31 protein-coding genes, 2 tRNA genes and 3 pseudogenes are annotated in these 26,101 nt (G+C 67.9%); 15 read left to right on the forward strand and 21 right to left on the reverse strand.

Translation table 11 applies throughout. The features are described 5' to 3' along the window. The first annotated feature begins 13 nt into the window (after positions 1-13). Complete coding sequence (locus tag ACWCOV_RS08095; protein ID WP_449828510.1) at positions 14-505, forward strand: methylated-DNA--[protein]-cysteine S-methyltransferase; 492 nt, start codon at positions 14-16, stop codon at positions 503-505. 101 nt (positions 506-606) lie between these two features. Here ACWCOV_RS08095 and ACWCOV_RS08100 read toward each other — a convergent pair whose 3' ends face one another. After that, complete coding sequence (locus ACWCOV_RS08100; protein WP_449828511.1) at positions 607-1,437, reverse strand: DUF72 domain-containing protein; 831 nt, start codon at positions 1,435-1,437, stop codon at positions 607-609. Positions 1,438-1,458: 21 nt separating this feature from the next. On the opposite strand from ACWCOV_RS08100, the gene ACWCOV_RS08105 reads away from it, so the two are divergent. The 5 genes from ACWCOV_RS08105 to ACWCOV_RS08125 all read left to right on the forward strand — a co-directional run bounded on the left by ACWCOV_RS08105 (position 1,459) and on the right by ACWCOV_RS08125 (position 4,891). Beyond that, positions 1,459-1,851, forward strand: coding sequence for a YkvA family protein (locus tag ACWCOV_RS08105; protein ID WP_449828512.1), 393 nt, complete (start codon positions 1,459-1,461; stop codon positions 1,849-1,851). Between the two features lie 60 nt (positions 1,852-1,911). Further along, positions 1,912-2,520, forward strand: a complete 609-nt coding sequence (locus tag ACWCOV_RS08110; RefSeq protein ID WP_449828513.1) for a TetR/AcrR family transcriptional regulator — start codon at positions 1,912-1,914, stop codon at positions 2,518-2,520. An 18-nt stretch (positions 2,521-2,538) separates the two neighbouring features. After that, the gene (locus ACWCOV_RS08115) at positions 2,539-3,891 is read left to right on the forward strand and encodes a glutamine synthetase (protein ID WP_449828514.1); all 1,353 of its coding nucleotides are present in this window, start codon (positions 2,539-2,541) and stop codon (positions 3,889-3,891) included. 30 nt (positions 3,892-3,921) lie between these two features. Next, on the forward strand, positions 3,922-4,296 hold the full coding sequence (locus ACWCOV_RS08120) for a hypothetical protein (protein ID WP_449828515.1): 375 nt from the start codon (positions 3,922-3,924) through the stop codon (positions 4,294-4,296). Positions 4,297-4,363: 67 nt separating this feature from the next. After that, positions 4,364-4,891 carry a dihydrofolate reductase family protein gene (locus ACWCOV_RS08125; protein WP_449828622.1) on the forward strand — a complete coding sequence of 176 codons (528 nt, stop codon included), beginning with the start codon at positions 4,364-4,366 and terminating at the stop codon, positions 4,889-4,891. Here ACWCOV_RS08125 and ACWCOV_RS08130 read toward each other — a convergent pair. The 6 genes from ACWCOV_RS08130 to ACWCOV_RS08155 all read right to left on the reverse strand — a co-directional run bounded on the left by ACWCOV_RS08130 (position 4,888) and on the right by ACWCOV_RS08155 (position 10,242). Then, positions 4,888-5,406, reverse strand: a complete 519-nt coding sequence (locus ACWCOV_RS08130) for a YciI family protein (protein WP_449828516.1) — start codon at positions 5,404-5,406, stop codon at positions 4,888-4,890. The genes ACWCOV_RS08125 and ACWCOV_RS08130 overlap by 4 nt on opposite strands. Positions 5,407-5,415: 9 nt before the next feature. Then, on the reverse strand, positions 5,416-6,141 hold the full coding sequence (locus ACWCOV_RS08135) for an MBL fold metallo-hydrolase (RefSeq protein ID WP_449828623.1): 726 nt from the start codon (positions 6,139-6,141) through the stop codon (positions 5,416-5,418). Next, positions 6,138-7,097: an acetylxylan esterase gene (locus ACWCOV_RS08140; RefSeq protein WP_449828517.1), complete on the reverse strand. Its 960-nt coding sequence runs from the start codon at positions 7,095-7,097 to the stop codon at positions 6,138-6,140. The genes ACWCOV_RS08135 and ACWCOV_RS08140 overlap by 4 nt, the downstream gene beginning before the upstream one ends. Positions 7,098-7,122: 25 nt before the next feature. Further along, positions 7,123-7,581 carry a hypothetical protein gene (locus ACWCOV_RS08145; RefSeq protein ID WP_449828518.1) on the reverse strand — a complete coding sequence of 153 codons (459 nt, stop codon included), beginning with the start codon at positions 7,579-7,581 and terminating at the stop codon, positions 7,123-7,125. A 50-nt stretch (positions 7,582-7,631) separates the two neighbouring features. Next, positions 7,632-8,594 (reverse strand): hypothetical protein, encoded by a 963-nt coding sequence (locus ACWCOV_RS08150; RefSeq protein ID WP_449828519.1) that lies wholly within the window; start codon positions 8,592-8,594, stop codon positions 7,632-7,634. A 73-nt stretch (positions 8,595-8,667) separates the two neighbouring features. Beyond that, positions 8,668-10,242 carry an LCP family protein gene (locus ACWCOV_RS08155; protein ID WP_449828520.1) on the reverse strand — a complete coding sequence of 525 codons (1,575 nt, stop codon included), beginning with the start codon at positions 10,240-10,242 and terminating at the stop codon, positions 8,668-8,670. Positions 10,243-10,504: 262 nt separating this feature from the next. On the opposite strand from ACWCOV_RS08155, the gene ACWCOV_RS08160 reads away from it, so the two are divergent. Continuing rightward, a tRNA-Ser gene (locus ACWCOV_RS08160) sits at positions 10,505-10,594 on the forward strand. 130 nt (positions 10,595-10,724) lie between these two features. Here the strand turns inward: ACWCOV_RS08160 and ACWCOV_RS08165 are convergent. Next, positions 10,725-11,609, reverse strand: coding sequence for an LLM class flavin-dependent oxidoreductase (locus ACWCOV_RS08165; RefSeq protein ID WP_449828521.1), 885 nt, complete (start codon positions 11,607-11,609; stop codon positions 10,725-10,727). Between the two features lie 144 nt (positions 11,610-11,753). Here ACWCOV_RS08165 and ACWCOV_RS08170 point away from each other — a divergent pair, with 144 nt between their 5' ends. Together ACWCOV_RS08170 and ACWCOV_RS08175 are read left to right on the forward strand one after the other, a co-directional pair. Next, the gene (locus ACWCOV_RS08170; protein ID WP_449828522.1) at positions 11,754-11,993 is read left to right on the forward strand and encodes a hypothetical protein; all 240 of its coding nucleotides are present in this window, start codon (positions 11,754-11,756) and stop codon (positions 11,991-11,993) included. A gap of 59 nt (positions 11,994-12,052) precedes the next feature. Then, a complete protein-coding gene (locus tag ACWCOV_RS08175; RefSeq protein ID WP_449828523.1) occupies positions 12,053-12,688 on the forward strand; it encodes a phosphoribosyltransferase in 636 nt (211 codons plus the stop codon). Between the two features lie 111 nt (positions 12,689-12,799). Here ACWCOV_RS08175 and ACWCOV_RS08180 read toward each other — a convergent pair whose 3' ends face one another. The 4 genes from ACWCOV_RS08180 to ACWCOV_RS08195 all read right to left on the reverse strand — a co-directional run bounded on the left by ACWCOV_RS08180 (position 12,800) and on the right by ACWCOV_RS08195 (position 17,439). Next, positions 12,800-14,677 carry a phosphoenolpyruvate carboxykinase (GTP) gene (locus ACWCOV_RS08180; RefSeq protein WP_449828524.1) on the reverse strand — a complete coding sequence of 626 codons (1,878 nt, stop codon included), beginning with the start codon at positions 14,675-14,677 and terminating at the stop codon, positions 12,800-12,802. Between the two features lie 325 nt (positions 14,678-15,002). After that, positions 15,003-16,217: a hypothetical protein gene (locus tag ACWCOV_RS08185; protein ID WP_449828525.1), complete on the reverse strand. Its 1,215-nt coding sequence runs from the start codon at positions 16,215-16,217 to the stop codon at positions 15,003-15,005. Next, the gene (locus ACWCOV_RS08190) at positions 16,214-16,798 is read right to left on the reverse strand and encodes a hypothetical protein (protein WP_449828526.1); all 585 of its coding nucleotides are present in this window, start codon (positions 16,796-16,798) and stop codon (positions 16,214-16,216) included. The genes ACWCOV_RS08185 and ACWCOV_RS08190 overlap by 4 nt, the downstream gene beginning before the upstream one ends. Positions 16,799-16,884: 86 nt before the next feature. Next, positions 16,885-17,439, reverse strand: a complete 555-nt coding sequence (locus ACWCOV_RS08195) for a hypothetical protein (RefSeq protein ID WP_449828527.1) — start codon at positions 17,437-17,439, stop codon at positions 16,885-16,887. A gap of 134 nt (positions 17,440-17,573) precedes the next feature. Between ACWCOV_RS08195 and ACWCOV_RS08200 the strand changes: the two genes are divergently transcribed. After that, positions 17,574-17,646: transfer RNA gene (locus ACWCOV_RS08200), tRNA-Arg, on the forward strand. Between the two features lie 242 nt (positions 17,647-17,888). Here the strand turns inward: ACWCOV_RS08200 and ACWCOV_RS08205 are convergent. The 4 genes and pseudogenes from ACWCOV_RS08205 to ACWCOV_RS08220 all read right to left on the reverse strand — a co-directional run. Further along, positions 17,889-18,068: pseudogene (locus ACWCOV_RS08205) on the reverse strand (tyrosine-type recombinase/integrase); the annotation flags it as partial. Further along, on the reverse strand, positions 18,005-18,457 hold the full coding sequence (locus ACWCOV_RS08210) for a hypothetical protein (RefSeq protein WP_449828528.1): 453 nt from the start codon (positions 18,455-18,457) through the stop codon (positions 18,005-18,007). The pseudogene ACWCOV_RS08205 and the gene ACWCOV_RS08210, both read right to left, overlap by 64 nt. After that, complete coding sequence (locus tag ACWCOV_RS08215) at positions 18,436-18,927, reverse strand: N-terminal phage integrase SAM-like domain-containing protein (RefSeq protein WP_449828624.1); 492 nt, start codon at positions 18,925-18,927, stop codon at positions 18,436-18,438. Before ACWCOV_RS08215 ends, ACWCOV_RS08210 begins: the two co-directional genes overlap by 22 nt. 51 nt (positions 18,928-18,978) lie before the next feature. After that, positions 18,979-19,239 (reverse strand): annotated as a pseudogene (locus tag ACWCOV_RS08220) (PD-(D/E)XK nuclease domain-containing protein); the annotation flags it as partial. Between the two features lie 1,105 nt (positions 19,240-20,344). Between ACWCOV_RS08220 and ACWCOV_RS08225 the strand changes: the two are divergent. From ACWCOV_RS08225 to ACWCOV_RS08240, 4 genes are all read left to right on the forward strand, one after another. After that, positions 20,345-20,839, forward strand: a complete 495-nt coding sequence (locus ACWCOV_RS08225; protein ID WP_449828529.1) for a hypothetical protein — start codon at positions 20,345-20,347, stop codon at positions 20,837-20,839. A 58-nt stretch (positions 20,840-20,897) separates the two neighbouring features. Beyond that, the gene (locus ACWCOV_RS08230; protein ID WP_449828530.1) at positions 20,898-21,233 is read left to right on the forward strand and encodes a nitroreductase family deazaflavin-dependent oxidoreductase; all 336 of its coding nucleotides are present in this window, start codon (positions 20,898-20,900) and stop codon (positions 21,231-21,233) included. Positions 21,234-21,405: 172 nt separating this feature from the next. Beyond that, complete coding sequence (locus ACWCOV_RS08235) at positions 21,406-21,684, forward strand: hypothetical protein (protein ID WP_449828531.1); 279 nt, start codon at positions 21,406-21,408, stop codon at positions 21,682-21,684. A gap of 195 nt (positions 21,685-21,879) precedes the next feature. Further along, positions 21,880-22,374, forward strand: a complete 495-nt coding sequence (locus tag ACWCOV_RS08240) for a hypothetical protein (RefSeq protein WP_449828532.1) — start codon at positions 21,880-21,882, stop codon at positions 22,372-22,374. 59 nt (positions 22,375-22,433) lie between these two features. Here ACWCOV_RS08240 and ACWCOV_RS08245 read toward each other — a convergent pair whose 3' ends face one another. From ACWCOV_RS08245 to ACWCOV_RS08255, 3 genes and pseudogenes are all read right to left on the reverse strand, one after another. Beyond that, positions 22,434-22,889 carry a DUF6228 family protein gene (locus ACWCOV_RS08245; RefSeq protein ID WP_449828533.1) on the reverse strand — a complete coding sequence of 152 codons (456 nt, stop codon included), beginning with the start codon at positions 22,887-22,889 and terminating at the stop codon, positions 22,434-22,436. A 68-nt stretch (positions 22,890-22,957) separates the two neighbouring features. Beyond that, positions 22,958-23,698 (reverse strand): transposase, encoded by a 741-nt coding sequence (locus ACWCOV_RS08250; protein WP_449828534.1) that lies wholly within the window; start codon positions 23,696-23,698, stop codon positions 22,958-22,960. Positions 23,699-23,804: 106 nt separating this feature from the next. Beyond that, positions 23,805-24,128 (reverse strand): annotated as a pseudogene (locus tag ACWCOV_RS08255) (IS110 family transposase); the annotation flags it as partial. Between the two features lie 425 nt (positions 24,129-24,553). Here ACWCOV_RS08255 and ACWCOV_RS08260 point away from each other — a divergent pair. Further along, on the forward strand, positions 24,554-24,892 hold the full coding sequence (locus ACWCOV_RS08260; RefSeq protein ID WP_449828535.1) for a hypothetical protein: 339 nt from the start codon (positions 24,554-24,556) through the stop codon (positions 24,890-24,892). 87 nt (positions 24,893-24,979) lie between these two features. Here the strand turns inward: ACWCOV_RS08260 and ACWCOV_RS08265 are convergent, their stop codons facing one another. Together ACWCOV_RS08265 and ACWCOV_RS08270 are read right to left on the reverse strand one after the other, a co-directional pair. Continuing rightward, positions 24,980-25,402 (reverse strand): DUF6924 domain-containing protein, encoded by a 423-nt coding sequence (locus tag ACWCOV_RS08265; RefSeq protein WP_449828536.1) that lies wholly within the window; start codon positions 25,400-25,402, stop codon positions 24,980-24,982. Positions 25,403-25,653: 251 nt separating this feature from the next. Then, positions 25,654-26,001, reverse strand: coding sequence for a hypothetical protein (locus ACWCOV_RS08270; RefSeq protein WP_449828537.1), 348 nt, complete (start codon positions 25,999-26,001; stop codon positions 25,654-25,656). Between the last annotated feature and the right edge of the window lie 100 nt (positions 26,002-26,101).

A 26,101-nucleotide genomic window follows, 5' to 3' on the forward strand; every position in this document is an offset into this window, starting at 1 on the left:
GCGTTCTATCAGCATGAACAGGCATGCGATCGTCAGCACCCGGATCGGTGACCTCACCCTGGTCGCCTCAGGCAACGCACTGGCCGGCGTCTACTTCCCGCACCACTGGGTCAAGCCGGCGCCCTCGACTCTCGGCGAGCCCGTCGACCCGACCGACCCGGTCATCGCCGAGGCCGCTCGCCAGCTCGACGAGTACCTCGCCGGTGAGCGGGCCGGCTTCGACCTCCCGATCGTCCTGCGCGGCGACGCCTTCCAGCGGCGCGTGTGGGCGGTCCTCACGGAGATCGAGTACGGCGCGACGACGACGTACGGCGAGATCGCAGCACGACTCGGCGAGACCGCGCAGGCGGTCGGCAAGGCGGTCGGCCAGAACCCGCTGTCGATCGTGGTCCCGTGTCACCGCGTTGTCGGGAAGAACGGCTCCCTGACCGGCTACGCCGGCGGTCTCAAGCGGAAGCAGTTCCTACTGGACCTGGAGGAGCCAGTCGCTGCCCGGCTCTTCTGAGGTCGCCATCCCTGGTCGGTGTACCGGCCAGCAGCGCCTCGACCGCCCTGCTCACCAATGCTCCGGGCAATAGCTGTCTTGCGGCTCACGCTTGGTTCGGTTCAGGCCGAAGTGATTTTCAGGCGCTTCGCCAGGGCTTCTGCGTCGAAGGGGGCGCGGACCTTCACGTCGTTGTCGAAGTAGACGAAGGTGTCGCGCTTCCAGGCTCTGATCTTGCGGGCCCAGTGGTCGAGGGCCTTGTCGTCGTACCCGCTGACGTAGAGTTCCTCGGCGCCGTGCAGCCGGACGTACGCGAAGCCGGAGGTGACGTCGCCGAACATCGGCCACTTGCCGGCGGTGTCCGCGCAAACCAGGGCGATGTCGTACGCGCGGCACAGCTCGACGAACTCCTTGTTCTCGAAGCTGGCGTGCCGCACCTCGACCGCATGCCGGAGCGGAATGTCGACCGAACACTCCAGCAACGCCCGGCCCTCCATCCGCTCGTCGTGCCCCTTCGCCACCTTCGCCGCGGCCGCCGTGCTGCGCGGCAACGACTCGAAGAACGGTCCCAACCGGTCGGCGTCGTACCCGAGGTTCGGCGGCAGCTGCCAGAGCACCGGACCGAGTTTGTTGCCAAGGGCAAGTACGCCGGAGGCGAAGAAGTTCGCCATCGGCGCGTCCACGTCGACCAGCTTCTTCATATGCGTCACGAATCGTGGGCCCTTGACCGAGAACACGAAACCTTCGGGCGTCTGCTCGTACCAGCGCTGGTAGGACGACGGGCGCTGCAGCGAGTAGAAGGAGCCGTTCAGCTCGATCGAGTTCAGCCGGCGGGACGCGTACTCGAGCTCGGCCCGCTGCGGCAGGCCCTCGGGGTAGTACACCTTCCGCCAGGGCGCGTACCGCCAGCCCGAGATCCCCACTCGGTACTTGCCGTCCGGCCAGCGGTCCATGGTCCCGATTATGGTTGACCCGTGGTCGAGGCGCTGGTGATCGCCGGGATCGTGGCCGGCCTGTGGGCGCTCAGCTGCGGCCTGATGGTCCTGTTCGCCCATCGCCTCCCGAGCGGCCTGCTCCGGCAGGTCGCCGAGTTCCTCCCGTCCTGCGTGACCGCTGCCCGGACGCTCCGCAAGCACCCCGACGTCCCCCGCCGAGCCAAGGTCGCGCTGCTCGTCGCCGTCGCCTGGGCGCTGTCGCCGATCGACCTGCTGCCCGAGTTCCTCCCGGTCATCGGCCCACTCGACGACGTCGTCGCCGTCATCCTGCTGCTCAGATACGCTGCCCGCTCGATCCCCCGCGACACCCTGCTGACCGCCTGGCCCACCGACCCCCGCCTGCTGGAACGCCTCCTCGGCCGACCTAGCTGAGCAGTGCCTTGGCGGTCAGCTCGCTTCTTGTAATGGTTGCAAGACCGTAGCATGGGGGGTGTGGATCCCCGGAAGCGACGGACGATGGACGCGCTGGTCCGGGCCGGTCAGGAGATCTTCAGCGAGCGGTCCGTCGACGACGTGACGGTCGAGGAGATCGCCGAGCGGGCCGGGGTCGCGGTCGGGTCGATCTACAACCACTTCGGCTCGAAGGCGGGACTGCAGGCGGCGGTGGTCGAGCACGCGCTGGAGGCCGACCGGCACTACATGGACCGCGCGTACACCGCGGACCGGTCGCCGGTAGAGCAGTTGTACGCGGCGGCGGAGCAGTACCTCGACTTCTACCTCGACCACCCGGACTACTTCCGGATGCTCGCGTTCCCTGGGCAGCCGGGTCAGTACCAGGCCGGCCACGAACTGTCGGAGCGGCTGGTCCGCGCAGTCAACGAGCAGAACCGGCGCCTGGTCGAGGCGCTCCGGCAGGGCACGGCGTCCGGCGAGATCCGGTCGGTGGATCCGGAGGAGATCGCGACGATCCTGTGGGCGGCCTGGAACGGCGTCATCAGCCTCGGCTGGCGCCCCGACAGCCTCCGCCGGGATGCGAGCGAGCTTCGGGCCATGCTCGCCACGGCCACCGAGATCGTCGCCAACGGCCTGCTCGTCCGCTGACGTGGTACCAAGGTGAGCGTGTCCATCACCGACAGCCTGCCGCCCGCGGACCACGTCAACGCGCTGCTCGACAGCGGTCTGCGGATGCTCATCACGTCGATCGTCGACAACGCCGGGCTGACCCGCGCCAAGTCGGTTCCGGCCCAGCGATTGCGTACGGCAGCCCGCGACGGGATCGGCCTGTCCCCGGTGTTCGCGCTGATGTGCACCGACGACGGGATCACCACGTCGCCGCTGGTGAACGGGCCGGTCGGCGACAACCGGCTGATCCCCGACCTGACCGCCGCCGCGCCGCTCGGACCGGACAACACGGTCTACTGGGCGCCCGCGGACCAGCTGACGCAGGACCACCAGCCGGTGGACATCTGCCAGCGCTCGGCCCTGCGCCGGCAGGAGGAGCGGGCGATCGCGGCCGGGCTCGACGTGAAGCTCGGGTTCGAGCTGGAGTTCACCGTATTCACGGGCGACCCCGGCGATCCCCAGGTCGCCACGCTCGGTCCGGCGTACGGCGTCCTCGCGACGTTGACGCTGGAGGATTTCGCGGTCGACCTGCTCGAAGCACTCGACGCGGCCGGGGTGCCGGCAGAGCAGTTGCATCCCGAGTACGCGCAGGGGCAGGTCGAGGTGGCGTTGCCGCCGGCCTCGCCTTTGAAGGCGGCGGACCAGTCGCAGCTTGCGCGTCTCGTCGTACACCGGGTGGCGCGCAAGCACGACCTGCTCGTGTCGTTCGCGCCGATCACGGTGGCCGGGTTCGTCGGCAACGGGGCGCACATCCACTTCTCGGCGACGTTGAACGGCGTGCCGTTCGGGGACGACGGCGGTCCGTCGGAGCATGCTCGACACCTGATCGCCGGGGTGCTGAACGAGCTCGACGGGCTCACCGGGGTGCTCGCGCCGAGTGTGGTCAGCGCCGATCGCCGGGTGCCGGGGAACTGGGCAGGCGCGTACGCCTGCTGGGGTCCGGAGAACCGCGAGGCCGCGCTGCGCTACGTGCCCGGCAGCATCACCAGCCGCCCGGACTCGGCCAATTGCGAGATCAAGATCGGCGATCCGTCCGGCAACGCTTATCTGTCCGCGGCCGCCGTACTCGCGAGCGCGTTGACCGGGCTCGAGCAGAAGGCGGAGCTCCCGGACGGGCTGGACCGCGACCCGGCGACGTACTCGGATGCCGAGCTTTCGAGGATGGGCGTACGGCGCTTGCCGCTCACTCTGGACGACGCCCTCGGCGCGCTCGAACGGTCGGCGGTCCTGCGGGAGGCGCTCGGCGAGGCAATCGTCGACCCGTTCCTCGCCGTACGGCGGCATGACGCCGAGTCGCTCGGTGGACTGTCGCTCGAAGACCGCGTCCGCGCCTTGCGGTGGCGCTACTAGTCGACGCCGGGATCACTTACGGTAATCCTCATGGCATTGGCTGCGAAGGGGAGCAAGGGCGAGTCGTTCCTGGCGGTGGTCGTCGGCGGCGGGGCGGCGTTCGGGCTGGTGGTGATCACCTCGCGGTCCTGGAAGGCCTGCCAGGTCGACGTCGCGGGCAGCGTCCCGAACGGCCTCACCCTGCTGTTCCTCGGCCTGCCCCTCGCCCTGATCGTGAACCTGGTCCTGTTCAACATCGTCTTCCGCTACGCCGGCAAGACCTTCCTCTTCTCCCTGGTCGCCGCCTCCATCGCCATCGCCATCGCGGACCTGGCCCTCTACTCCTGGCAAGGCACCCCCGCCGACTCCCCCGGCGTCTGCCCCGGCAACGTCCCACCCTGGTGGCCGGCCTGGATCCCGACGTGAAAGTGGTTTGAAAGCTTCGTGCGATGAGGTGAACGGTATGAGTGGACCGACGCGGTTGTACATGGCTATGTCGTTGGATGGGTTTATTGCTGGGCCGGATGATCGGCCGGGGCAGGAGTTGGGGCGGGGTGGGGGGCGGTTGTTCAACTGGCTCGACTATCGGAACGAGCCGGGGATCAACGGGGAGATCTACGCGGAGGCGTTGGCTACCGGGGCGGTGATCGCGGGGCGCCGGACGTTCGAGCTGGCCGGGCGGTGGAACGGCGACCACCATGACGGCGTACCGATCCACATCCTCACCCACCACGTCGACGAGGGCGATGTGCCGCCGGGTAGCGCGAAGTTCTACACCGACGTCGCCAGCTGTGTCGCGGATGCCCGGGCCGCGACCGGCGACCGCGCGATCCTCGTGCATGGCGCCGGCGCAGCCCAGTCGCTCCTCGCCGCCGGCGAGCTCGACGAGCTGGAGATCCACCTGGTCCCAGTCCTCCTCGGCGCCGGCCGGCGCCTGTTCGACAGCACCCCGGCCGAACTCCAACTCATCCGCTCCCTCGAAGGCCGCGACGCGACCCACCTCCGGTACAAGGTCGGCTAGCGGCGGCCCCCGAATTCCCAGGCGTGGGCTTGGCCGCCGGGGAGAAGGTTGGCGGCGGCTTCCGGGGTTGGGGCTTCTACCAGCGCAGCCTGGCCGGCGGGCGTCTCGTCGAGAGTGAAGAGTTCGCCGTGCAGGATGAAGTGTTCGGTGGGCTCGGCGGGGGTCGTGTCGGTGGTGACGACCAGGTAGCGGTGGTATTCGGGGACTGCGTTGGTGAAGTCCCACATGGTTGCGCCGGTGTGGTTGTGGAAGCGGTACAAGTCGATGCGCTCGAAGGCGCCGGCGCGGTAGTACGGCTCGTCGAAGGCGAACGTCCGTACGGCGTCCTCGTCGGGGAGGTCGACGATGTGCAGGCTCCCGGTCGTCTCGGCGTCGTCCTCATGGCCGGTCAATGTCGGACCGCGGGCGATCAACTGGTCGGCGTACCCATCCATGAACGACCAGTGATCCTCGTTCAAGGCCACCTTGATGTCGAAGCCGCCCGGCCGGTCCCGTCCCCACACGAAGAACTGCATGACCGCACCTTAGAAGGTGTAGGTGGCACCTATCTCCGCGTGGACGGCACCGGCTTGAGCAGCGGCCGCTTCAGGGGTCAGCAACGGCCCGACATGCGTCACAACCAACTGCCCGACCCCGCACCGCCCGGCCAACGAGCCTGCCTGCGCAGGCGTGTGGTGGAAGGCGTTCGGGACTGGGTCGTTGGCCTCGCACAGCAACAAGTCGGCGTCGGCCGCTAGCTCACCCAACGCCGGGCAGGGCGTGCAGTCACCGGAGTACGCCAGCACCCGGCCGTCCGCAGTCGCGCGCAGCCCATAGGCCTCAGGGCCGCCGTGATCCACAGACCGGCTGAGCAACGTCAGCTCCTTCAGCTTCACCTCATGCCCGTCGGCCAAAGCGTGCAACTCCAGTACGTCGGCCACGAAGCCGGCCTCCGGTTGGGCGAAGAACCCGGCCAGCCGTTCCGCCAACCCGGCCGGCGCGTAGACCGGAAGCGGAGCCCGGGCAGGCAACTCGCCGTATGCCAACGCGTAGTACGCATTCAGCAAGTCGCCGATGTGGTCCAGGTGCAAATGCGACAACCACACCGCATTCAACTCGGCCAACGAGCTGTGCCGAAGCAGCTCGGCCAGCGACCCCGGTCCCGCATCGACCCACACCGAAGCACCACCGGCCCTCAGCAGGTACCCCGAGCACGGGCGATCCGGCTGCGGGTACGGCGCGGCGTTGCCGAGGACCGTGAGCGTGGTCAGAGCTTCGCGCCGATCAGCTGGTAGATGTCGTCGTGCGCGCCCGGCAGGTCGTCGTGCCCGAAGTCCGGATACAGCCGCACCGACTTCGGCGCGGTGATCTTGTTGTAGGCGGCGTACTGCGTCGACGGCGGGCAAACCTGGTCCTCGAGGCCGACGAACAGCGTCACCTCGCCCCGGATCCGCGACGCCAGGTGCTGCACGTCGATGTAGCCGAGGGTCGTGAACACCTCGTCCTGGCGCAGGTGCCGCGGGTCCCGCTTCTTGAACCAGGTGACGATCTCGTCGTACGGCGCCTTCTCCAGGTTGAGCTCCCAGGCCCGCTGGTAGTCGACCAGGAATGGGTAGACGCTCGCGGTGTACTTGATCGACGGCGTCAACGCGGCGGCCACCAGCGACAGCCCGCCACCCTGGCTCCAGCCGGTGGTCGCGATCCGCGTCTCGTCCACGTCGGGCAGCCCGCCGATGATCTGCGCGAGTCGCCGGGTGTCCAGGAACACGTGCCGGTACAGCAGCCCCTCCGGCCCGTCGTCGAGACCGTGCACCAGGTGGTTGTGCAGGGAGAAGCTGTTCGCCGCCTGCGACTCGGTCCGGAACCCGACCTGCTCACGCACGTCCAGCGCGGCCACGGTGAACCCGCGGGCGGCGTACGGCAGCAACTCCACCCACTTCGGCTGCTCACCGCCGTACCCGTGGAAGAGCAGCACGGCGGGACCGGTCGGCTCAGCGGGCCGGACGACTTTCGCGTGCACGCGGTAGCCGCCGGTGCCGGTGAAGTACAGGTGCTGCGCGGTCGCCGTGGTCAGCGGGAAGTCGGTCGCGTCCACGAACTCGGTCTCCGGGTCGACCGCGTCGAGCTCGAGCAGCGCCTTGTCCCAGTACTGGTCGAAGTCGGCCGGCCGCGGGTTGGTGCCCTGGTAGCCGGTCAGTTCCTCGGACGACAGGTCGAACGAAAGCACGGGAACTCCAAACGATCGGGGTGACTCATTCTGCGGGATCGGCGTCCTCCGGCGCGGTGCCGTCCCAGATCGTGTAACCGTGGGCCTGGTTCAGCCGGTCCCGCAGCGCGTTCTCCAGCGCCTCGGTCTGCCCGGGCGCGAGCCAGCCGATCGGGACCAGGATCGCGTGCTCCTTCTCCTTGGTCCGCAGCACGATCGCCTCGCCGTGCGTCGTCTGCACGCGCCCGGCCGCGGTGACGTCGGTCCAAGCCGTGCGCACGCCGCGCACCTCGACGTCGTCGTCCCGCAGTTTCAGTACGACGGGGGGCCGGGCGAGCACGTACAGCCCGCCGAGGATCACCAGCCCACCCAGCACGAGGAAGACGGCGACCACGGCGTCGGGCAGCCCGATCGCCCACAGGATCGCGGCCACCCCGAGGAGGATCAGCCCAGCAGCCGGGATCCCGACGAATCGCCCCGCCCGCATCCGGTACGTCGTACGCATCGCAGAAGTCTCTCACCCGCGAAAAGACGAAAGCGGAGGAGGTGGGGTACCTAGAACGCGTCGGTCTCGGAGGTCGAGGCGTTGCCGAAGGGGGTCCGCGCCAGGCTGATCGACCAGTCGAACGAGCCGTCGAACCGGGCGTCGTACTTCTCGTACTGGCAGTCCTCCGTGAACCGCCGGTTCGCGGCGTCCCAGGCGGTGCCGGACTTGAAGTAGACGTAGTAGCTGCCGCGGATCCCGTTCAGCGTCGCCTTGTGGTTGGCCCGCACGTAGATCGACACCTGCGGCTTGCGCGGGTTGCGGTTCGTCACCACGATCACCACGTCCGACGAACTGCTGTTGTCGATCACGAGCCGTCCCGGACCACGCGCCCCGGACCGCTGGATGACCTTGCCGTTCGTGCCCCGCCCATTCACCGACGGCGGTGCCTTCGGAGCCGGCGGTACGACGAGCGCGCCGAACCGGAGCCCCTTCCCGACCGCCCTCGACACCCCTTGGGTCAGCTCGGCGACCGACGTACGGATCCCCGACTTGGCCTCGTACAGGCGGACGGCGGGCGCCTTGGGCAGACCGCAGCCGGTCTTGGTCACCCCGGCGGCGCTGAGGTTGCCGGTGACGTCGTCCGGATAGCCGTCGAACGACGCGAGCACCGTCTCGTGTGCCGCGTCGAGCGCCTTGGGCGGGTTCACCTTCGCGAGCGCCTGCCGTTCGAGTACGACGGCCGCCGCAAGCTGAGCCCTGGTCGCGTCGAAGGCGGGCAGCGTCCTGGCGTTCATCACCCGGACCACGTACGGGCGCAGCACCTTCTCGACGTTGGTCAGCGCCCGCTGGTACATCGGCACGGACAGCCGCACCGGCGTGGGTGGTGGGGCCGGCGTCGGCTTCGGCGGCGGTGTGCTCGTCGTACTGCTCTGAGGTGCCGGGGCGTCCCCGGCCTCAGGCTCAGCGCTGCACGCCGCAGCCGCCAAGAGTGTGATCCCGATCGCCGTTGCCGTCCACCGCCGCACAGTCACCCCCAGTGACTCGTTCCGTGCGGTCAATACTTCCCGGCAGCGGCCCGGGTCAGTCGCGGATGGCCGGTTGCTGTCAGTTGCCGCCGGACTCGTTCGGGTTGTATGCGCAGGCGTCGTTCAGGTTCTCGGTCGCGCCCGGGGTGACGGTCGGCTTCGGCTTCCTCGGCGTCGTACCGGAGGTCGGCTTCTTCGTCGTGGTGGTCGACGGAGTGGAGGCGACCGGCTTGCTCTTCGGGTTGATCGCCTTCTGCACGAGCGCCTGCATGGCCTCGTAGTCCGGGTTCTTGCCGGTCGGGAAGTTCTTGCTCTTGTCCAGGTCGACGTTGGTGACGTTCGCGCCCTTGACCTTCAGGCCGAGCTCGATGAACGCCGGCAGGATCTCCTGCGGGATGTCGGTGCGGAGCAGCTGCTTACCGGCCGAGGCGATCTGCTGGTACTTCGTCACCAGGGTGGCCGGGTTCACGCTGTTCACCAGCGCGTGAATCGTGCAGCGCTGCCGCTCCTGCCGGGACGGGTCGGTCAGGCCGTAGCGGCCGCGGGCGAACCAGAGCGCGTGGTAGCCGTCCAGCTTCTGGTCCGGCCCCGGCTCGATGTAGCCGGACGGCTTCTTGTGGCTGTTCGAGCCCGGCCCGGCGCCGTAGTCGCCGCCGATCGGCACCCGGTAGTTGACGTTGACGGTGATCCCGCCGACCGCGTCGATGATCTGCCGGAAGCCGGCCAGGTTGACCTGCATGTAGTAGTCGATGTCCAGGCCGAGCGCGGCGCCGGCGGCGAGCTTCACCGCGTCGGCGCCCTCGTTGTCGGTCTGCCCGAGGATCCCGGGGTGCTGCTTCGGGATGTTCTCGTACATCGCGTCCAGGTAGTACTCGGGTTGCTCGACGTTGCCCTTGTTCGGGTCCCAGAACCCGTCGGGATACACCTTGTGCAGCGGCGAGTCGGCCGGGAACGGCATCCGCATCCAGTTCCGGCTGAGCGAGATCAGCGAGGTGGCACCGGTCTTGGTGTCGATACTGGCCACGATCACCGTGTCGGTCCGGGTGCCCTGCCGGCCGACGCCGTCGTCGGCGCCGAGCAGCAGCAGGTTCAGCCGCGGGGTGTTCGCCCACGGGTCCTTCTTGTTCACCTTCGGCCGGGTCGCGCTCTTCGAGTCGCCCTCGGACTGGAACACGCTGCCGACCAGGTCGCGCTGCGCCATCACGGTCTGCGCCGCGACAGTCGTCGGTACGGCGATCGCGAAGCACAGCAACCCGACGAACATCGAGCCCGCGAGCCGGCCGGTGTAGGTCATGCTCACCGGGCGGAGCAGCTTGTGGGAGGCAACCACGATCCAGATCCAGCAGATGCCGAGGCCGACCACGGCCGCGGTCGCGATCAGCAGCTGGCGCGGCGAGACCGCGAAGGCCAGGACCGAGTCACGCCGGGTCAGGCCGACGTACGCGGCGAGGAGCAGGAGGCCGATGCTGATCGTCAGCACGAACGCGCCGAGCTTCTTGCGGCCGCCCATCACCAGCCCGGAGCCGGGGACCAGCGCGCTGAGCAGGGTGAGTCCGATCGCCTTCGACGCCGTACGTGCCCGCGGTGTGCGGTGCCGGGACCGGTTGGCTCGAGGCGCGGACCTCCGTCCGGCAGCGCGAGTACTCCGCGACATGGCTCCGTTCCCTGATCGACGACGTGGCAGCCCTCCGTCGGCCGCTTGCAGCGGCCCACGGTACTTCAGACGCCCACGGCACCCACTCGGTTGACGTGATGCTGGCGACCCCCGTCGATGCGGGCCAGATTACAGGGGCACCGGGCTAGTCTCCCAACGTGCCACCCCCGGCACGCTGAGTGGCGAAGGACCCGCTTTGCTGCGGACCGGGTCGAGCGGATAGTCTTGGCCGTCGTCGAGTTCCCGCCTGGGAACCGTCGGAGGAGGCGTCGCCTAGTCCGGTCGATGGCGCCCGCCTGCTAAGCGGGTTGAGGGTAACCCCCTCTCGCGGGTTCAAATCCCGCCGCCTCCGCTCCTTGGAGCTCCCTGTCCGCAGAAAGCGCGGACCAGGGAGCTCCGGTGTGTTTGCTGGGGGCGCAACCCTCAGACCCCGCCCGGCGGGGCTTCGCCCCCGGACCCCCCGGGGTGGTCCCGCGCTGGTGTTATTTGCTCAGCAACTGCCTGGCTTCGGCCAGGCGCTCTACCGAGCGTGGGGTCATCGGCTCCAGCGAGACGATCAGGTGGTCGACGCCTAGGTTCTGGTACGCCGCGAGGGCTTCGGCCAGCTCGTGGACCGTTCCTTCGAAGGCACGGTCCTCCGGGTCGGGGACCGGCGGCTGGTCCGGGTCGCGGACGATGATGCCGACCGTTGACGACACCGTGCGGCCAGTCTTCTGCACCGCGTCGCGCAGGGTGCCCAGACGTTCCTCGACCTTCGCACTCGCGGCGCCGTACCAGGCCGTGTTCCACGCGTCCGCCCATTCCGCGGTCAGCCGCATCATCCGCGGCCGATGCCCGGCGACCAGGATCGGGATCGGCCGCGCCGGCGCCGGCTCGAGCACTGCCTCGCGGACCTGGTGGTACGTCCCGTCGAAGCTGACCGTCTCACCGCGGACCAACCGCGCCACGATCTCCAGCCACTCCTCGAACCGCCCGACCCGATGGTCCGTCGGCAGCCCGAACGCCTCGTACTCCGGGTCGTGCCAGCCGGCCCCGACCCCGAGCACCAGCCGCCCGCCAGACACCTCGTCGAGCGTCGCCGCCATCTTCGCGGTCAGCCCCGGATCCCGGAACGACGCGCACAGCACGAGGTTCCCGAGCTCGACCCGGGTGGTGACGGCGGCGACCGCGCTCAGCAGCGTCCACGCCTCGTGCATCCCGAACAGCTGCCCGTCCGGCGCCTTGTAGAAGAAATGGTCGGCCAGCCAGACGGAGTCCATCCCGGTGCGGTCCGCGGCCTCGGCCACCGCCCGGATGTCCTTCCACCCCGGCGCCGTTCCACCGGGTCCGTCCTCACCGCCGACAGGGAGCATCACTCCGATCTTCATGCCGCCAACCTATCCGCGGCCGGACTTTGGAAACGGGTTGATGCCGTGACGTCACGTGTCCGAGATATTGGCCGGGTACGAAGAAGTGCCCGGGTGCGAGGTCACGGTGAGGTGCGGGCGACCGGATCTCGAGAGGTGATGACGATGACGGCTCTGGCGCTGCCGGGGACTGTGGGTCAGGCCCCGGTGTTCGATCCGCGGGCTCTGCTCAGCCTGGGCTTGCCCGCGCACGTGGTGTTTCGACTGAACGGCGACTGGACGCAGGCCTGGCTGATCGGCCGGGTGCACTGCGCGGACGGGTGGATCGCGCTCGTCCAGTACACGGACGGCAACGGCCGGGAGCACACCCTCCGCCTCCCCGCCGACCGCGTCGCCGCGCGGTGACGATGTCGCCGGGCAGCGGCCTGCGGACAAGGCGCGCACATCGGGTGGATCATGACGTCATGAGGCCGTACCCGAATCGGGCGGCTGCGGGCCGGGCTCTGGCCGACGAGCTCGGCGAGGTCGCCGGATCAGTCCTGGTCCTGGGGCTGGCACGCGGTGGTGTACCCGTGGCGGCGCCGGTCGCGGACGCCCTGGGGGCGAAGCTGGACGTGCTGATCGTCCGCAAGCTCGGCCTGCCGCAGCAGCCGGAGCTCGCGATGGGCGCGATCGCGGGCGTCGGCGGCGAGACCCAGACGGTCCGCAACGAGCCGGTGCTGGCCGAGGCCGGTGAGCAGGCGCTGGCCGTCGTACTCGAGGAGGAGACGCGGGAACTGCGGCGTCGCGAGGCGGCGTACCGGGGCGACCGGCCGGCGATCGACGTCCGCGGGAAAGTGGTCATCCTCGTCGACGACGGCCTGGCCACCGGCTCGACCATGCGAGCGGCGGTGGCAGCGGTACGGCGACAGCAGCCGGCGCGCGTGATCGTCGCCGTACCGGTCGGTGGCGCGGACGGCTGCCGGCGCCTGGCGCGGGTCGCAGACGAGGTGGTGTGCGTGTGGACGCCGCTGTACTACACCGCGGTCGGCCAGGCCTACCGCGACTTCTCGCCGGTCGAGGACGAGGAGGTACGGAGCATCCTCGCCGAGCGGCCGTGATCAGAGCGCCTGTGATCTGATCAGAAGAGCGCGGCGCCCCGGCCGGTGGGCCAGGGCGCCGCGCTTTCAGTCCGACGTGCCGGCTTCCGAATCGGCAGGTCGGAGTCTGGGTCAGCCGAGCCGCGCTCGCAGGTTGTCGAGCTCGATCTTCAGCGTGGCCGGAACCTTGTCGCCGAGCTTGGCGAACCACTCCTCGATCAGCGGGAGCTCGGCGCGCCACTCGTCGGCGTCGACCTTCAGCGCGATCGCCAGCTCCTCCTCGGTCAGGTCCAGGCCGGACACGTCCAGCGCGTCGGCGGCCGGCACCCGGCCGATCGGGGTCTCGACCGCGTCGGCCTGACCCTCGATCCGCTCGATCACCCACTTCAGCACCCGGCTGTTCTCACTGAAGCCCGGCCAGACGAACTTGCCGGCCTCGTCCTTGCGGAACCAGTTCACGTAGAAGATCCGCGGCAGCTTCGACGCGTCGTGCTCCTTGCCGACGGTCAGCCAGTGGTCGAAGTAGTCGCCCGCGTTGTACCCGAGGAACGGCAGCATCGCCATCGGGTCCCGCCGTACGACGCCCACCTCGCCGACCGCGGCCGCGGTGGTCTCGGACGACAGCGTCGCGCCCATGAACACGCCGTGGTCCCAGTCCCGCGCCTCGGTCACCAGCGGCACCGTGGTGGCCCGCCGGCCGCCGAAGATGATCGCCGAGATCGGCACGCCGTTCGGGTCCTCGTACTCGTCGGCGATGATCGGGCACTGCTTGATCGGGGTGCAGAACCGGCTGTTCGGGTGGCTGGACAGCTCGCCCGACTCCGGCGTCCACTCCCGGCCCTTCCAGTCGGTCAGGTGGTTCGGCGGGGTCGGCGAGTAGCCCTCCCACCACACGTCACCGTCGTCGGTGAGTGCGACGTTGGTGAAGACCGAGTTGCCCTTCTCGATCGTGCGCATCGCGTTCGGGTTCGTCTTCCAGCCGGTCCCCGGGGCCACGCCGAACAGGCCGAACTCGGGGTTCACCGCGTACAGCCGGCCGTCCGCGCCGAACCGCATCCAGGCGATGTCGTCGCCGAGGGTCTCGACCTCCCAGCCCTCCAGGGTCGGGTCGAGCATCGCCAGGTTGGTCTTGCCGCAGGCGCTCGGGAACGCGGCCGCGACGTAGTGGACCTTCTTCTCCGGCGAGATCAGCTTCAGGATCAGCATGTGCTCGGCGAGCCAGCCCTCGTCCCGAGCCATCGCGGACGCGATCCGCAGCGAGTAGCACTTCTTGCCGAGCAGCGAGTTGCCGCCGTACCCGGACCCGTAGGACCAGATCGCCCGCTCCTCGGGGAACTGCACGATGTACTTCTCGTCGTTGCACGGCCACGGCACGTCCTGCTGCCCCGGCTCCAGCGGCGCCCCGACCGAGTGCAGACAGGGCACGTACGGCGCGTCGGCGCCCATCTTCTCGAGGACGGCGGAACCGGTGCGGGCCATGATCCGCATCGACGCGACCACGTACGCCGAGTCGGTGATCTCGACCCCGAACATCGGCTTCTCCGCGGTCAGCGGGCCCATGCAGAACGGGACGACGTACATCGTCCGGCCGCGCATCGAGCCGCGGTACAGCCCGGTCATCAGGGCCTTCATCTCGCCCGGGTCCATCCAGTTGTTGGTCGGACCGGCGTCTTCCTCGTCGACCGAGCAGATGAACGTCCGCTGCTCGACCCGGGCGACGTCCGACGGGTCGGTGCGGACCCAGAACGAGTTCGGCTTCTTCTCCTCGTTCAGCCGGACCATGGTGCCGGCCGCGATCAGCTCCTCGGTGAGCTGCGCGTACTCCGCGTCCGAGCCGTCCATCCAGTGGATCCGGTCCGGCTGCGTCAGTGCGGCGACCTCCGCGACCCAGGCCAGCAGGCCGGCGTGCGTCGTCGGAGCGTCGGTCAGGTCGTAGGCCTCGGCTTTGAGGGGCTCCGTGTCGGCGGGGGCGTCGGCTTCGGTATGGGTCGGGCTGGCGGTGGTCGTCATCGGCGGCTCATTCCCTCTCGGCTGTCGGGCCCGGTGGCGGACCTGCCCCTCGACGCTGAGGGAAGGTACGGCTCCGGCCGCCGGGGTCTCCGGCGGTGCGATCCAGCTGGCTGGCGGTGTGATCTGTCGCATACCAGTGCGTCCAGTGGACGTATACCAGTGTGCAAGTGGTACTAACGGTACGCGACTCGACCGCGTGGTGAGAACCGGGAGCATGTGAGGCCGCTCACAAAGTTTTCGCGACAATCGCTTTCCGGCGAACCTTGTGAAAATGAGAACGGCCCGCGCTGGACGCGCGGGCCGTTGGCGAAGAATTTCCGGCGGATCAGCTGGTCTGCCACCAGATGTCGTTCACGATGCGCTGGACGTCCGCTTCCTCTCCGGCGACACCGGTGGCCATCACACCGACCAGCCACCACTGGCCGCCGCTGATGAAAGCGTGCGTCATCGTCAGCGCGTACACCTTCGTCTTCTGGGAGTCACCCTGTTCGGTGAACCAGGTCCGGCCGTCCTTGGCAGTCTCCGGCGGGGGCGCCGTGAACGCCGCCGACCACGCCTTGTCGAACGCGGGCCGGTCGGCCAGGCAGGCGGCCAGGTCGCTGCACGGGTGCAGCGCGATCCGGGCGTCGAGCGTCCCGCGCGGCCGGTCCCTCATCGCCGCGGTCTGCACGCGCCGGTAGATCGCCGCACTGGACTCGCCGAGCGAGCCGACCTGCGGCGGCCGCGGCCAACCGAACGCGAACGGGAGGCCGGCGGTCAGGACCGGCTGGACGTCCGCCCCCGCCGGGTAGGTCGCGCCGAGGACGCCGGGGGCGCCGGTCGGGGCCTTGTACTTGGCGGTCGTGATCCGCGGGACACCGGGGAGCAGGACCGACGGCGGGAGCGGGCTCGGCGTGACCGCGGCGGGCACTGCCTCGATCGGCTCGTCCTTGACCGCGCTGCCGATCGTGGAGCCGATCGAGTACGTGACGGTGAAGACGAGCAGGACGATGACGACGGCGACGACGTAGACCCAGCTGCCGATCTTGTGCCGGTACTCGCGGGCGAGCTCGACCTTGGACTGCGGTGGTCTCGCGGGCTGCAGCGCGGCTGCCATCGCGCTGTGCAGGGTCTGCTCAGCTGGTGGTTGATCTTGCTGGGCGGAAGCGGCCGGCTCCGGCGCGATGGCGCCGTACCCGCTGAGCTGGGAGCGGACCGCCTGCAGGGACTCTTCGTCGTTGCCGAGGACACCATCGAGCGGGTCGACCAGCCGCTCGGCGCCGGACTGGCCGGGGATCAGCTGGGTGATCGCGTACGGGCGGTCGGCGCTGAAGTTCGCCGCCCACAGTGGTGTTTGCAGCTGCCCGGGCTCGAGGGCGGCGCCACGACCGGCCTGGGCCAGGCGGTCACGCACCACCTCGTCCCGCGCGCCGGCCTCGCTCAGCAACAGCGCGACGACCTCCATCCCGGTGAAGCTGCGGCCGCGCCACAAGTCCGCCAGCGGATGCGCCAGCAGCTGCTGGTCGAACTCGTAGCCCTGGATCTGCGGCGTGCTGTTCACTTCGTCTCCCAGATCGCGCGGTCCGCCAGCACCAGCGCCGCCTGCTCTGCGCTCTTCTGCTCGACCGGGTAGGCCGTGTAGTCCACGTTGACGATGACATCGCCGCGCTGCACGACCGCATGGACCGACCACGACTGGCCGGCGACGCCCCGCGCGGTCGCGCTCAGCTTGGTCGGGTACGGCCGGTCGGACACAGCGTCGAGCGGGCTCCGTTCCCACATCCACTTCGCGTTCTGCGCCGGGTTGAGCGGCGCGCGGCCGGCGCCGAAGTCCCGGCCGCCGTACGGCGTGATGGTCAGCTTCACCTGGGCGCCGGAGTAGGTGTTCAGCCGTGGGGCGGCCTGCGCGGCACAGGTGACCACCGACGTCCCCGCCTGGGTCAGCGTGACTTCGGCCTTGGATGCCTGCGGCAACATGCTGGACACGTCGCCGATCCGCTCGCACACGTCGGACGGCAGCTTGCGGGCAGGCAGGATGTCCTCCGGCTGCACCGGGTCGCCGAGCGCGAACCCGATCCCCGCCCCCACAACCACGGCGACCCCACACGCGATCGCCGTACCCCGCACCAGTCGACTCGCCATGCCCGCGACCTTAGTCACGCAGAGGTCCTCTCTGACCCGTCAACGACGCGTCGTTGGACGGGTGCGGGGAGCAACCGGTTCCAATGTCAGTCGAGGAGCGTCTGGACCGATCCGCCGGACTCGGACAGCTTCGTCCCGAGGCCCTTGAGCGCGTCGCCGACCGTGGCGAGGATCCCGGACAGGTCCTGCAGGTTCCCGGCCAGGCTCTCGATCTCGGTCGCGACCCCGCCGACCTGCCCGCTCCCGTCGTTCAGCTTCTTCGCCGCCGCGTCCCCGATCCCCGGGATCTTGTCCAGCTCACCCGCCAGCCCCGACAGCATCCCGGCCGCGTCCTTCAGCTTGTCCTTGGCCGCGTTCATCGTGTTCGCGCTCCCGGTCAGCGCCTTCCGCGCCCCACCCTCACCGTCGTCCCCGACCAGCGCCCCCGCCGCCTTCGCCGCCTGCTCCCCCGCCTCGGCCAGCCCCGACCCGATCGTCTTCAGCAACTCCGGCAACTTCCCGATGAACCCCACCGCGTCGTCCGGCAGCCCCCGCACCAACGTGAGCACCTTCTCGAAGTCGTCCGAGTTCTCCATCACGAACCCGACCGCCTTCTTCACGTCCCCCAGATCCCGCCCACCCAGCAAGTCCTCGATACCCATGCCCCGGATCGTAGGGCCGCAAATCCTCCCCACCCCGCCCGCCGCACCGGCCGAAACCCACCCGTTGACCACCCCCACCGACGCCGATTGGCCTACACCGGGCCCCTCCATGTATCGTTACTCGTCGTTGTCCAGCGCTCGTAGCTCAACGGATAGAGCATCTGACTACGGATCAGAAGGTTGGGGGTTCGAATCCCTCCGAGCGCGCTTCGTGAAAGCCCAGGCAGACACTCTCTGACCTGGGCTTTTGTGTTTCCGGGGACATGCCGGCATGGCGGCCCAACCACTCGGCCACCCTTCCGTACCCCCACGCGTACCCCAACGTCACGCTTCGTCGTGCTCCCCGAAGAGGAAGCCGAGTCTGTCGACGGCGTCCGCGTCACGTCCTCGGCCACGTCGACGTAGATGACCTTGGTGACGGTCGGCGAGCTGTGCCCGAGCACGTCTTGGATGACCTCCAGCGGTACCCCTTGGCTGTAGAGCAGCGAGGCGCATGATTGCCGCAGGTCGTGGAATCGGACACGCCGTACGCCGGCCTTCTCGCACAGCCGGTCAAAGTGCCGGTTCACGTTCCGCGGCTCTTCGCGGTCCCGATCATGGCCGAGAACACGTAGCCGCATTCCTGCCATGACTTGCCCGCGTTCTTTTTCTCCTGCGCCTGCGCGGCCCGGTGCACCCGGGGGGCAGATACGGTCGGCTTGGGTACGGCGATCAGTCGTGTACTCCCGTCCGCCTTGACCTCCCCCAGCTTCAGCGCACCGTCGACGCGGTGGAGCGCCTGATTGACCCGGATCAGGCTGTTGTCCAAGTCCACGTCTGTCCAGCGCAGTCCGAGCGCCTCACCGCGGCGGCCGAGCGACAGAGCCACCGCGTACACGGCATAGAGCCGGTCCTCCCGGATGGCATCCAGAAAGGTGGTTGCCTCCGCACGACTCCACGCCTTGAACTTCGACCGGTACTTGTGGTTCAGCCGGAGCTTCTTGGCGATGTTCTCCGTCAGGATCTCGTCCTCAGACACAGCGTCTTGAAGAACCGCCCGCAACAGACGGTGGAGGTAACGCACCGTGCCATCTGAGACCGTCGACCGGCAGCAAACCTGCGGCACGAGAGCGCAGCACCGAGCACCCACGATGGCCTTGGCGTTCTTCCGAGGTGGCCGGCCTTCCCGCTTCTTCCGCTCGGCCTCCGCACGCTCCTCACGCGCCTTGTCCTTGCCCTGGGCGCAGCACTGGCACACCTGGAGGTGGAACAGGCCGTGCCGTACGTCGGGCGGAGCGCGGTGAGCTTCTTCTTGCCGAACAGCGGGACGAGGTACTTCGTGATGAGCCACTTGTGGCTAGCAAAGGTCGTGTCGCGCACCCGGTGCCGTGCGTACTCCTCCAACCAGTACTCGAGGCACTCCGCCACGGTCTGCGTGCTGGAGGCCACCCGCTTCCCCTCATCGTGTCGGCCTGCATCTTGGTCAGCTTCTGGTGGACCTCCTCCCACGTCTCGCCGTAGACGTTCCGCTTGCCCGTCGAGGGGGTTGTGCTCGAACCCCGCAGGGATCTCAAAGGTTCCAGCGAGATCAAAGATCGCAACAACCAGAGTGTCGACGGTGGGATGTCCGCGATAGTCGTTGATGTCGGCCAAGAGTTCCGGCTTCAGTTCGCGTTCTGCTCGTCCGGCCCTCGTCACCTTCACTTCACCTGCTGTGCGGCCCTCGCGTAGATGGAGATCGATGCGGCTCGACGAACCGGCCGAGCTCCGCGTCGGTTCCTCCCACCTGACATCGCTGTACAAGCACCGGAGCAATGTCTCGACGAGATCCTGAGATCGTACTCATCGCGCACTTCTAGGGATGGGCGCTCCGGCCTCCGCCGCTCCGCCAATGGCCGTATGGCACCCGATCCGAGCCTTCGCAACGAGGAGACAAGAAGGTCCACGCTTGGCGACGCCACTTCAATCGTGAGCCGTTCCTGCGCCGGTGGACCGGGCACTCGATTGGTGACGGCATCCACCACGCCGGCGGGCGCACTTTCCTGGTCGACGCGGCGCGGCTCGCTGACAAGCGGGTCGGTCACGGTCTCCCACCGGCTGAAGCCGTCCTCGATCAGCTCGTGCCCCCTGGACTAACCGTTCGTTGCAGGCGACCAACCTCAGGACGCGCTCCACTAGTGCCGAAGTACCCAGACTCTCGGAGAAGGTTCGGCAACTCCTCGATAATGCTCCGTGCTGTGCGATCGTCTGAGTCAACGATTGACTTCAGTACGAGCTTCTGCCTGTTCCCCCAGTCGGTCCGTCGTGACCGGCGATCAGCAACGCGGACAGTACGTGCGGTCGGCTCGGTCCGCTACCTCCAGCCAGAAGTGTGCTAGCGCGCCGCCGATACGCCGAAGATCAACGCTGCTCATGACCTTGAGGATGACACAGCTCACCGCTAGACAAGCCTCATCGGGCATCAACCGGGTGCGAGACCGTTCGCTGCCGCGTGATCCGCCAACAGATCCGCAACACTCGTCCGCCAACTGATTCGCGACAGGGCTAGGTGCCTGACGAGGACCGGAGCGCCCGGCCAACGCACGGATCAGCCGATGTCAGGATGTGTGGTCCCGCCGACTTGCCGCGGAGTCGCCGCCTGAAACCGACAGGCAGCCGCGTCTGCTCATCCACGGCGAACAGCAGACTGCGGGCTGCTTCATCCGCTCGGTGCCGCCTTGTATCGCAACGCGACTGTCCACTCGAGACCGCATCTTGGTCCTGAGGATCAGGGTCTTTCGACCCTTATGAGCGCATCGTCGTGAGCACACAGTTGCATCAAAGGCTCGCTGTCCGGCGCCCTCGATTGCCCCGGAACGATGCTCGCATTGTCCCGTGGCTCTCCAGACGTGTCCAAGAGCCCGACCACCAGCCCGAGGAGGGCATCATGCGAGCACTGCTCATTCCACACAGGCAACACGAAAGAGCCGCGATCCGGCACGGACCCGTCGGCGGCTTCCTGCAATCAGTCGGGCGCTTCGTCCTGCATCTCCTCGAGATGTGCATGGTGATGTGTGTCGGCGCGATCTTGCTGAGTGTGCTGTTCTTCGGAGCCGCCGCAATGCTCGGCTACACCGACCTGCCGCAGCGGGCGCCTGAACTGACGGCGCTGGTCATCGCCATCAACCTCTCCCTACCGATGGCCGTTTGGATGCGGTTAATGGGAATGGAGTGGCGGCCCACCGTGGAGATGTCGGGCTCAACAATGGTCGCCGGACTGCTGCTGATCGCGGCGTACTGGCTGGACATCATCGATAGGAGCAGCCTGATGGAGCTGCAGACGGGCCTCCTCGCTTGCCCGCTGATGTTCGCGGTCATGCTGTTCCGCTTCCGCCTCTACTCAACCAGTCACACACGCCACCATGACCGCACGGTCGCGTGACGGTGGGCCATTCCCGAGAGGGTTCGCCCGGTTCAACCGCAGGATTGCGAATCCGGTCATGCGGCTGGTCGCGGGATGGTTGCCGCCGTTTGCGATCGTGAGGCACCGCGGCCGCCGGACCGGGCGGGACTATGCGACACCAGTGCTGGCCTTCGGCACCGAAGACGATCTCGTCGTCGCCGTGCTGTATGGAATGAGCTCGGACTGGGTAAGGAACGCCCTGGCGGCCGGTCGTGTAGAGGTCAAGCGGCGCCGTGAGTCGCACGAGTATGAACAGCCCCGATTCGTCGGCAGCAGCGAAGGGTTGCAGCTAGTTCCGACCATGGTCCGTGGTCCGTTCCGCTTCCTCGGGGTCCACCACTTCGTGCGTCTCACCCGCTACGCAGGCGGATGACTTGCCCGCCTAACTCAACACACCCACCTCAGAGAACCGCCTCTCGACGTCGCTGATTCGGCTCCGACCGGCAACGTCCTGACATGCCGCTCTGCGTGATGCGCGATCGCCGATGCGTTACAGCGCTCGGACTAGCATCTGGCCATGCCGAATCGGGATGAATCGATCTCAGATGATCGTCAGTGGCTCGCGCGCCTGGAGGCTGGTTGAAGAGCGTCTCGCCGAGTATCGGCGTACCAACGTCTTCGTCTTCGACATGTTCATCGACGCCGACGACGATTCGACAGATGGGCCGCCTAACCTGTGGATTGCACGTGACCACTACACCGGTGAACTGATCCAGCGGCTGACTGGGGCCGAACTGGAGGGCTTCTACACCAAGCACGAGAACTGGGTCGAATACTCCGGACTGGTCGACGAATTGCAGGACAAACTCAAGTACGAGCCGTAGCTAGACACCAACGCCATGAGAACCCGGCGCGCGCTCCTTGTGATCCGCCAACAGATCCGCGACACGCCGGAGGCTGAGGTGCGACAGGGCTGGAAGTCTGCCGACCGTGAATCCGGCAGCGATGCACGGGTCTGCCGCAACTCGTGACAGTTCTCAATGGCGGAGACGGTCAGCGGTCAGGGAGACTTCTGACTCATGGGTGGTGTGATCGACGGATTTGTTCTCTTCGCGCCACCGCAGTCCTGGCCTTGGGAGCAAGAGCATGTGCTCATTCCTCTCGACGTGCCCGACCTGTGTTTCGTACCGGGCGCCCTACTCGAGGAAGTCACGCCGGACAGGGATCTGGTCCCTGGCTTCCTCGATTTGACGAAGGGCCGTGCCGAAGAGGCGGTCCAGGCGTCAGCCCAAGGTCCGGTTCTCTACATTCACATGGAGTTCCACGGAGGCGAAGGAACTCACGACGCCGTCGGCTGGCAAAACGGCGACGTCGCGTTCGGCCCGCTGTTCACCAGGACTCCCGGAGAACAGGCACCCGATCACTATGCTGCGGTCCGATCCGGATCCGAGATGGCCATCAACGCGGGCTTGCGCTGGCTCGGTGTCACGGCCGCGAACCCGAAGGACGAGTACGCAACCGTCGGCCTGGATCGCCACCGTTGGAACAGCGACTCGATCGCCTCCGCGAGGTAGCGAATCCACCAGACCACGAGTGTCCGCACATGCCGATGAGCGTGCTTGTCGGAATCGGCTCAGAGGGCGAAGAACGACGACAGTTCGCGGGCGAGTGCTGACATCTCAGCACCCGCCTCGATTTCCACGACAACCGAGGCGCTCCACTTGTCGTAGATGGTGGGCGTGATCCACCAGCGGAGGTCGACGTACCCACGTGACGACCAAGTGGCTTCGACCCCGAGATCCCGATCCTGGTTCTCCCAAGTGCGTGTGCCGTTCCAGCCTCGAAAGTCCTCGCCCAGTTGCTCAAGGAACGCTGGCAGCCCGCTGCCGGCTGTGTCGAGACTCAGGACCAACGCCTCTGCTGCCAACCCGTTCCCCGCAAGACGAACCGTGTACTCGACCAAGTCGTCGGAGGCCAGGTATGGGTCCGAGGCATCGCGGTAGCGAAAGCGCGGGGATGCGAACTCGATCTCCGCCTTGCGATCCCCGCTACTCCACCGAAGGGCGACGGCAGCGCCGTCCTCAGACACATGCAGCATGGCGAGATGGTCGCACGAGCCTGTGGCCCGAAAACGCACTGATCTGGTTCCCCTCTGTGTCAAGTTGCCGGTCTCGGCTCGTTCAGGATGCGCCGGCGCTTGTCGCCGTCAAGGTCGTTCGTCCGGTGGGGCGCTCCACCTTGACCGCTCCGGCGCGTCGGCGCGTGGGGTGGTGAGCCGGGGGCCGGGCGGGGTTTCGCATGGGCTGTGGGCGGGGGTAGCGTCGTGGCTGCGGGTCCGGGAAGTGGCTGATCCGAAGAGCCGATGACCGGGGTGTAGAGGTCGGCCGCGCTGGATTGTGAAGTCGCCCCCGAGTGCCCTCCCGGGCTCGCCTCGCCGGTTGTCGCGGTCTGGGTGGTGTCGTTGACGAGTTGGCGGTAGATGGCGTCGGAGAGCCGTCGTTTCAGGCAGCGCAGGGCTTCCATCGGCGTCTTGCCGTCGGCGAGCTTGCGCCGGTAGCAGGCACGGCCTGCGGTGTCGTGGCGGATCTGCACGATCGCGGCGATGTGCAGGACGTGGTTGAGTCGGCGGTTGCCGGCCCGGGAGAGCCGGTGGCGGATCTGTTCGCCGCTGGAGGCGTCCAGGGGTGCGGTGCCGGTCCAGGATGCGAAGTGGTTGCGGTCGGGGAACCGGGCCACGTCGCCGACGTCGGCCAGGATCCGTGCGGCGCCCGCCGGGCCGATCCCGAACAGCTCGGTCAGGTGCGAGCCGCGGTGGTTGACGGCGGTGCGCAGTTCGTTCTTGATCGCCTTGAGCTTGGCGTCGACCGCGACCAGGTCGGCGAGCTCCTCGACCGCCATCGGACGGATCGTCTTGCCCACCGGGGTTTTGGGCCTCACCGTCGCCAGCAGCCGCTTGGCCTGCAGGGCGGACAGGTCGCGCCTGCTCGCCTCCGGGGATCAGTTCGGTGAGCAGTCGGTGCAACCGGTTCACGGTCTGCACCCGCAGGTTTGACAGCTCATCGCGCCGGTCGGTCAGCAGCCGGAGCGCGAACTCTTCGTCATAGCCCAGCCGGGTCAGCCGCGGGGTGCGCAGCGCCACCATCGCCACCGCGTGCGCGTCGCCGGCGTCGGTCTTTCGGGCGTTGCCGGTGTCGAACACTCGCACCCGCGGCGAGCTTGGCCGGGACATCCAACACGGTCTCGCCCTGGGCGAGCAGCCGCTGCGCCAGTGGACGCCCCACCCCGTGTGCGCCCTCGACCGCCCACACGTGATGCGGCCACTGCCCATGCACGTACCCGCTCATCAACCGGTAGCCGGCCGTATCAGTGCCGAATCGCCCCTCGCCAACACCTGACCATGCCCGTCGACGGCTTCGATCGTCACGCTGTCCTTGTGTGGATCCACACCCACAATCACTCCGCTCATCCTGCGACCTCCTGCCTGAGCCACCTCGGCGAGGACGGGCAAAGCTACTTCGAGCCCGGCAATCCCCTCTTGAGCCACGCCTCACCAGCGGCACCCGGCGGGCCGCACGCCAGATGAGAGCCACACCCTTCGGGTGGGCAGCCGCTGATATGAGAGCGTCCCGCCGAGCACCTCGACAACAGCCTGGCCAGGCCACTGCCGTAGAACAAGTCAACAGTAGCCGCGTTCCGCGCACTGTCATGCCGATGAGCGGTCTCTGCGCTGATCCCGCTGCGATACTCCTCCGCATGGAGCGATTTGATGTGAGGGCGGACGCGCAACTCGATGACGACAACGTGATGCTCACACTGAGCGGAGACTCGTGGCTCCTGAACGTGAACGCGAGTCCGGTCGAATGGGCTACGGGCCTCCCTCGCGTTCACGGCGCCGACCACGCCCAGCGCCTAGACGTGAGCCTCGGGACGTGCGCGAGACACCCCGTCTGGTGGAGCGTGAGTGACGGTCAACTCACCATGAGCGTGGGCCAGGACGTCGAGAGTTGCGACCTTGTCCTGATCATGCCGGCGGCCCTGCTGTCAGAGATTCAGGCACAACTGGACGACCTCGACAGCAACCACTGGGGTTAGCCCATTCGGCGTAACGCATTCACATGCCGCTGATGGCGTGCGCGTTGATCGCGCGATGGGCAAGCCCCCGACATGTAAGCGCGTCGGTTAGTCCCCGAAGCCGCGGAACACGCCATCTTCATCGACTGCCGCGGCGAACTCCTGCCAGTCCATGTTGGCGATGTTCAGGTTGTTCTCGATGGCCCACAGTTCTGACGGTAGCGTCCGGAACGGCAGCTCGCTGCTGCCTTCTCCAAGAGCCACAACCAGGATGGGGTGCTCTGCCGATCCCAGGGCCACGGTGTCTGCGATGAACAGCACCGAGGCGCCAGTGTCAGTGACCGGAACCGCGGCCTGTATGGCCTGCCAGTCGGCGCCGTCGAATGCCGGATCGCTCACCGTTTCGATGTAGGCCCGGAAACCATCTTCGTTCTCCCGCTGCGCTTCGTCGCTCAAGTGTTGCCACGCGGTGTCACTGGCGAAGTCGGTGCGGACGAGAAGCGAGGAGTCCGTTCTTGGCAGAGTTGGCATGGAGAGATCCTGGCAGCGCAGAGTCTCGGACGCACTCATTTGCCGCAGTCGGGTGCATCTCGGTGGCGATGTGACACCGCGCTTCGTACCCTGTGCACGGCCCCGCCCTAGGTGGGTGGCTGCACCCCCAGCGCCCACCCGAGCAACACCGGAGAGGGAGGCTGCCCGTTCGAGCCGGGCCGGGGTGGGCTACAACGTCCGGACATGCCGCGACCTGCGCGCTCATGCCGACGACCGGAAGTCGGCGGACGTTAGCCAGTCAGCTCCTCGACAGCGATGTCGTTATTAGCAAGCGTGGCGACAAGCCACTGCCGCTGCCGCGGGCTCGCTGTGGCAAGCAGATAGTGAATGGCGTCAGTTGCCCGATGTTTCCGACCTCCCGCCACCGACGGCTGTAGGGACTTCGGCAAGTTGTGACAGGCGTCCGCCAGCAATCGCATCCACTCCATGACGTCGACATCCACCTCGCCGACATCGACCACTGACTGCACTTGACCCGTGTAGGCACTGCCGCGAATGGCCAGAAATGCTTCGTAACAGAGCACCGTTACGGCTTCGACGGCAAGACGCTCGCGCCGTCGTGAAGCGGAGAGCAGCATGGCTGACATTGTGCATGCCCAGCCAGACGGTCAACGTCCGCACATGCCGCGATGGTGAGCTTGTGAGGCGGTTGACGCGACCTGCCGCGCCCTGGGCACT

This window comes from Kribbella sp. NPDC002412, from assembly GCF_053592935.1.

Bases quoted from the DNA above. Each gene is read 5' to 3' on its own strand.
- ACWCOV_RS08125 (WP_449828622.1), top strand. From the start codon at position 4,364: ATGTCGTTGGATGGGTTTATTGCTGGGCCGGATGATCGGCCGGGGCAG.
- ACWCOV_RS08265 (WP_449828536.1), bottom strand. From the start codon at position 25,402: ATGCCAACTCTGCCAAGAACGGACTCCTCGCTTCTCGTCCGCACCGAC.
- ACWCOV_RS08165 (WP_449828521.1), bottom strand. From the start codon at position 11,609: ATGAAGATCGGAGTGATGCTCCCTGTCGGCGGTGAGGACGGACCCGGT.
- ACWCOV_RS08100 (WP_449828511.1), bottom strand. From the start codon at position 1,437: ATGGACCGCTGGCCGGACGGCAAGTACCGAGTGGGGATCTCGGGCTGG.
- ACWCOV_RS08270 (WP_449828537.1), bottom strand. From the start codon at position 26,001: ATGCTGCTCTCCGCTTCACGACGGCGCGAGCGTCTTGCCGTCGAAGCC.
- ACWCOV_RS08225 (WP_449828529.1), top strand. From the start codon at position 20,345: ATGCGAGCACTGCTCATTCCACACAGGCAACACGAAAGAGCCGCGATC.
- ACWCOV_RS08180 (WP_449828524.1), bottom strand. From the start codon at position 14,677: ATGACGACCACCGCCAGCCCGACCCATACCGAAGCCGACGCCCCCGCC.
- ACWCOV_RS08235 (WP_449828531.1), top strand. From the start codon at position 21,406: ATGATCGTCAGTGGCTCGCGCGCCTGGAGGCTGGTTGAAGAGCGTCTC.
- ACWCOV_RS08250 (WP_449828534.1), bottom strand. From the start codon at position 23,698: ATGGCGGTCGAGGAGCTCGCCGACCTGGTCGCGGTCGACGCCAAGCTC.
- ACWCOV_RS08155 (WP_449828520.1), bottom strand. From the start codon at position 10,242: ATGTCGCGGAGTACTCGCGCTGCCGGACGGAGGTCCGCGCCTCGAGCC.
- ACWCOV_RS08175 (WP_449828523.1), top strand. From the start codon at position 12,053: ATGAGGCCGTACCCGAATCGGGCGGCTGCGGGCCGGGCTCTGGCCGAC.
- ACWCOV_RS08095 (WP_449828510.1), top strand. From the start codon at position 14: ATGAACAGGCATGCGATCGTCAGCACCCGGATCGGTGACCTCACCCTG.
- ACWCOV_RS08230 (WP_449828530.1), top strand. From the start codon at position 20,898: ATGCGGCTGGTCGCGGGATGGTTGCCGCCGTTTGCGATCGTGAGGCAC.
- ACWCOV_RS08190 (WP_449828526.1), bottom strand. From the start codon at position 16,798: ATGGCGAGTCGACTGGTGCGGGGTACGGCGATCGCGTGTGGGGTCGCC.
- ACWCOV_RS08145 (WP_449828518.1), bottom strand. From the start codon at position 7,581: ATGCGTACGACGTACCGGATGCGGGCGGGGCGATTCGTCGGGATCCCG.
- ACWCOV_RS08170 (WP_449828522.1), top strand. From the start codon at position 11,754: ATGACGGCTCTGGCGCTGCCGGGGACTGTGGGTCAGGCCCCGGTGTTC.
- ACWCOV_RS08195 (WP_449828527.1), bottom strand. From the start codon at position 17,439: ATGGGTATCGAGGACTTGCTGGGTGGGCGGGATCTGGGGGACGTGAAG.
- ACWCOV_RS08260 (WP_449828535.1), top strand. From the start codon at position 24,554: ATGGAGCGATTTGATGTGAGGGCGGACGCGCAACTCGATGACGACAAC.
- ACWCOV_RS08130 (WP_449828516.1), bottom strand. From the start codon at position 5,406: ATGCAGTTCTTCGTGTGGGGACGGGACCGGCCGGGCGGCTTCGACATC.
- ACWCOV_RS08120 (WP_449828515.1), top strand. From the start codon at position 3,922: ATGGCATTGGCTGCGAAGGGGAGCAAGGGCGAGTCGTTCCTGGCGGTG.
- ACWCOV_RS08240 (WP_449828532.1), top strand. From the start codon at position 21,880: ATGGGTGGTGTGATCGACGGATTTGTTCTCTTCGCGCCACCGCAGTCC.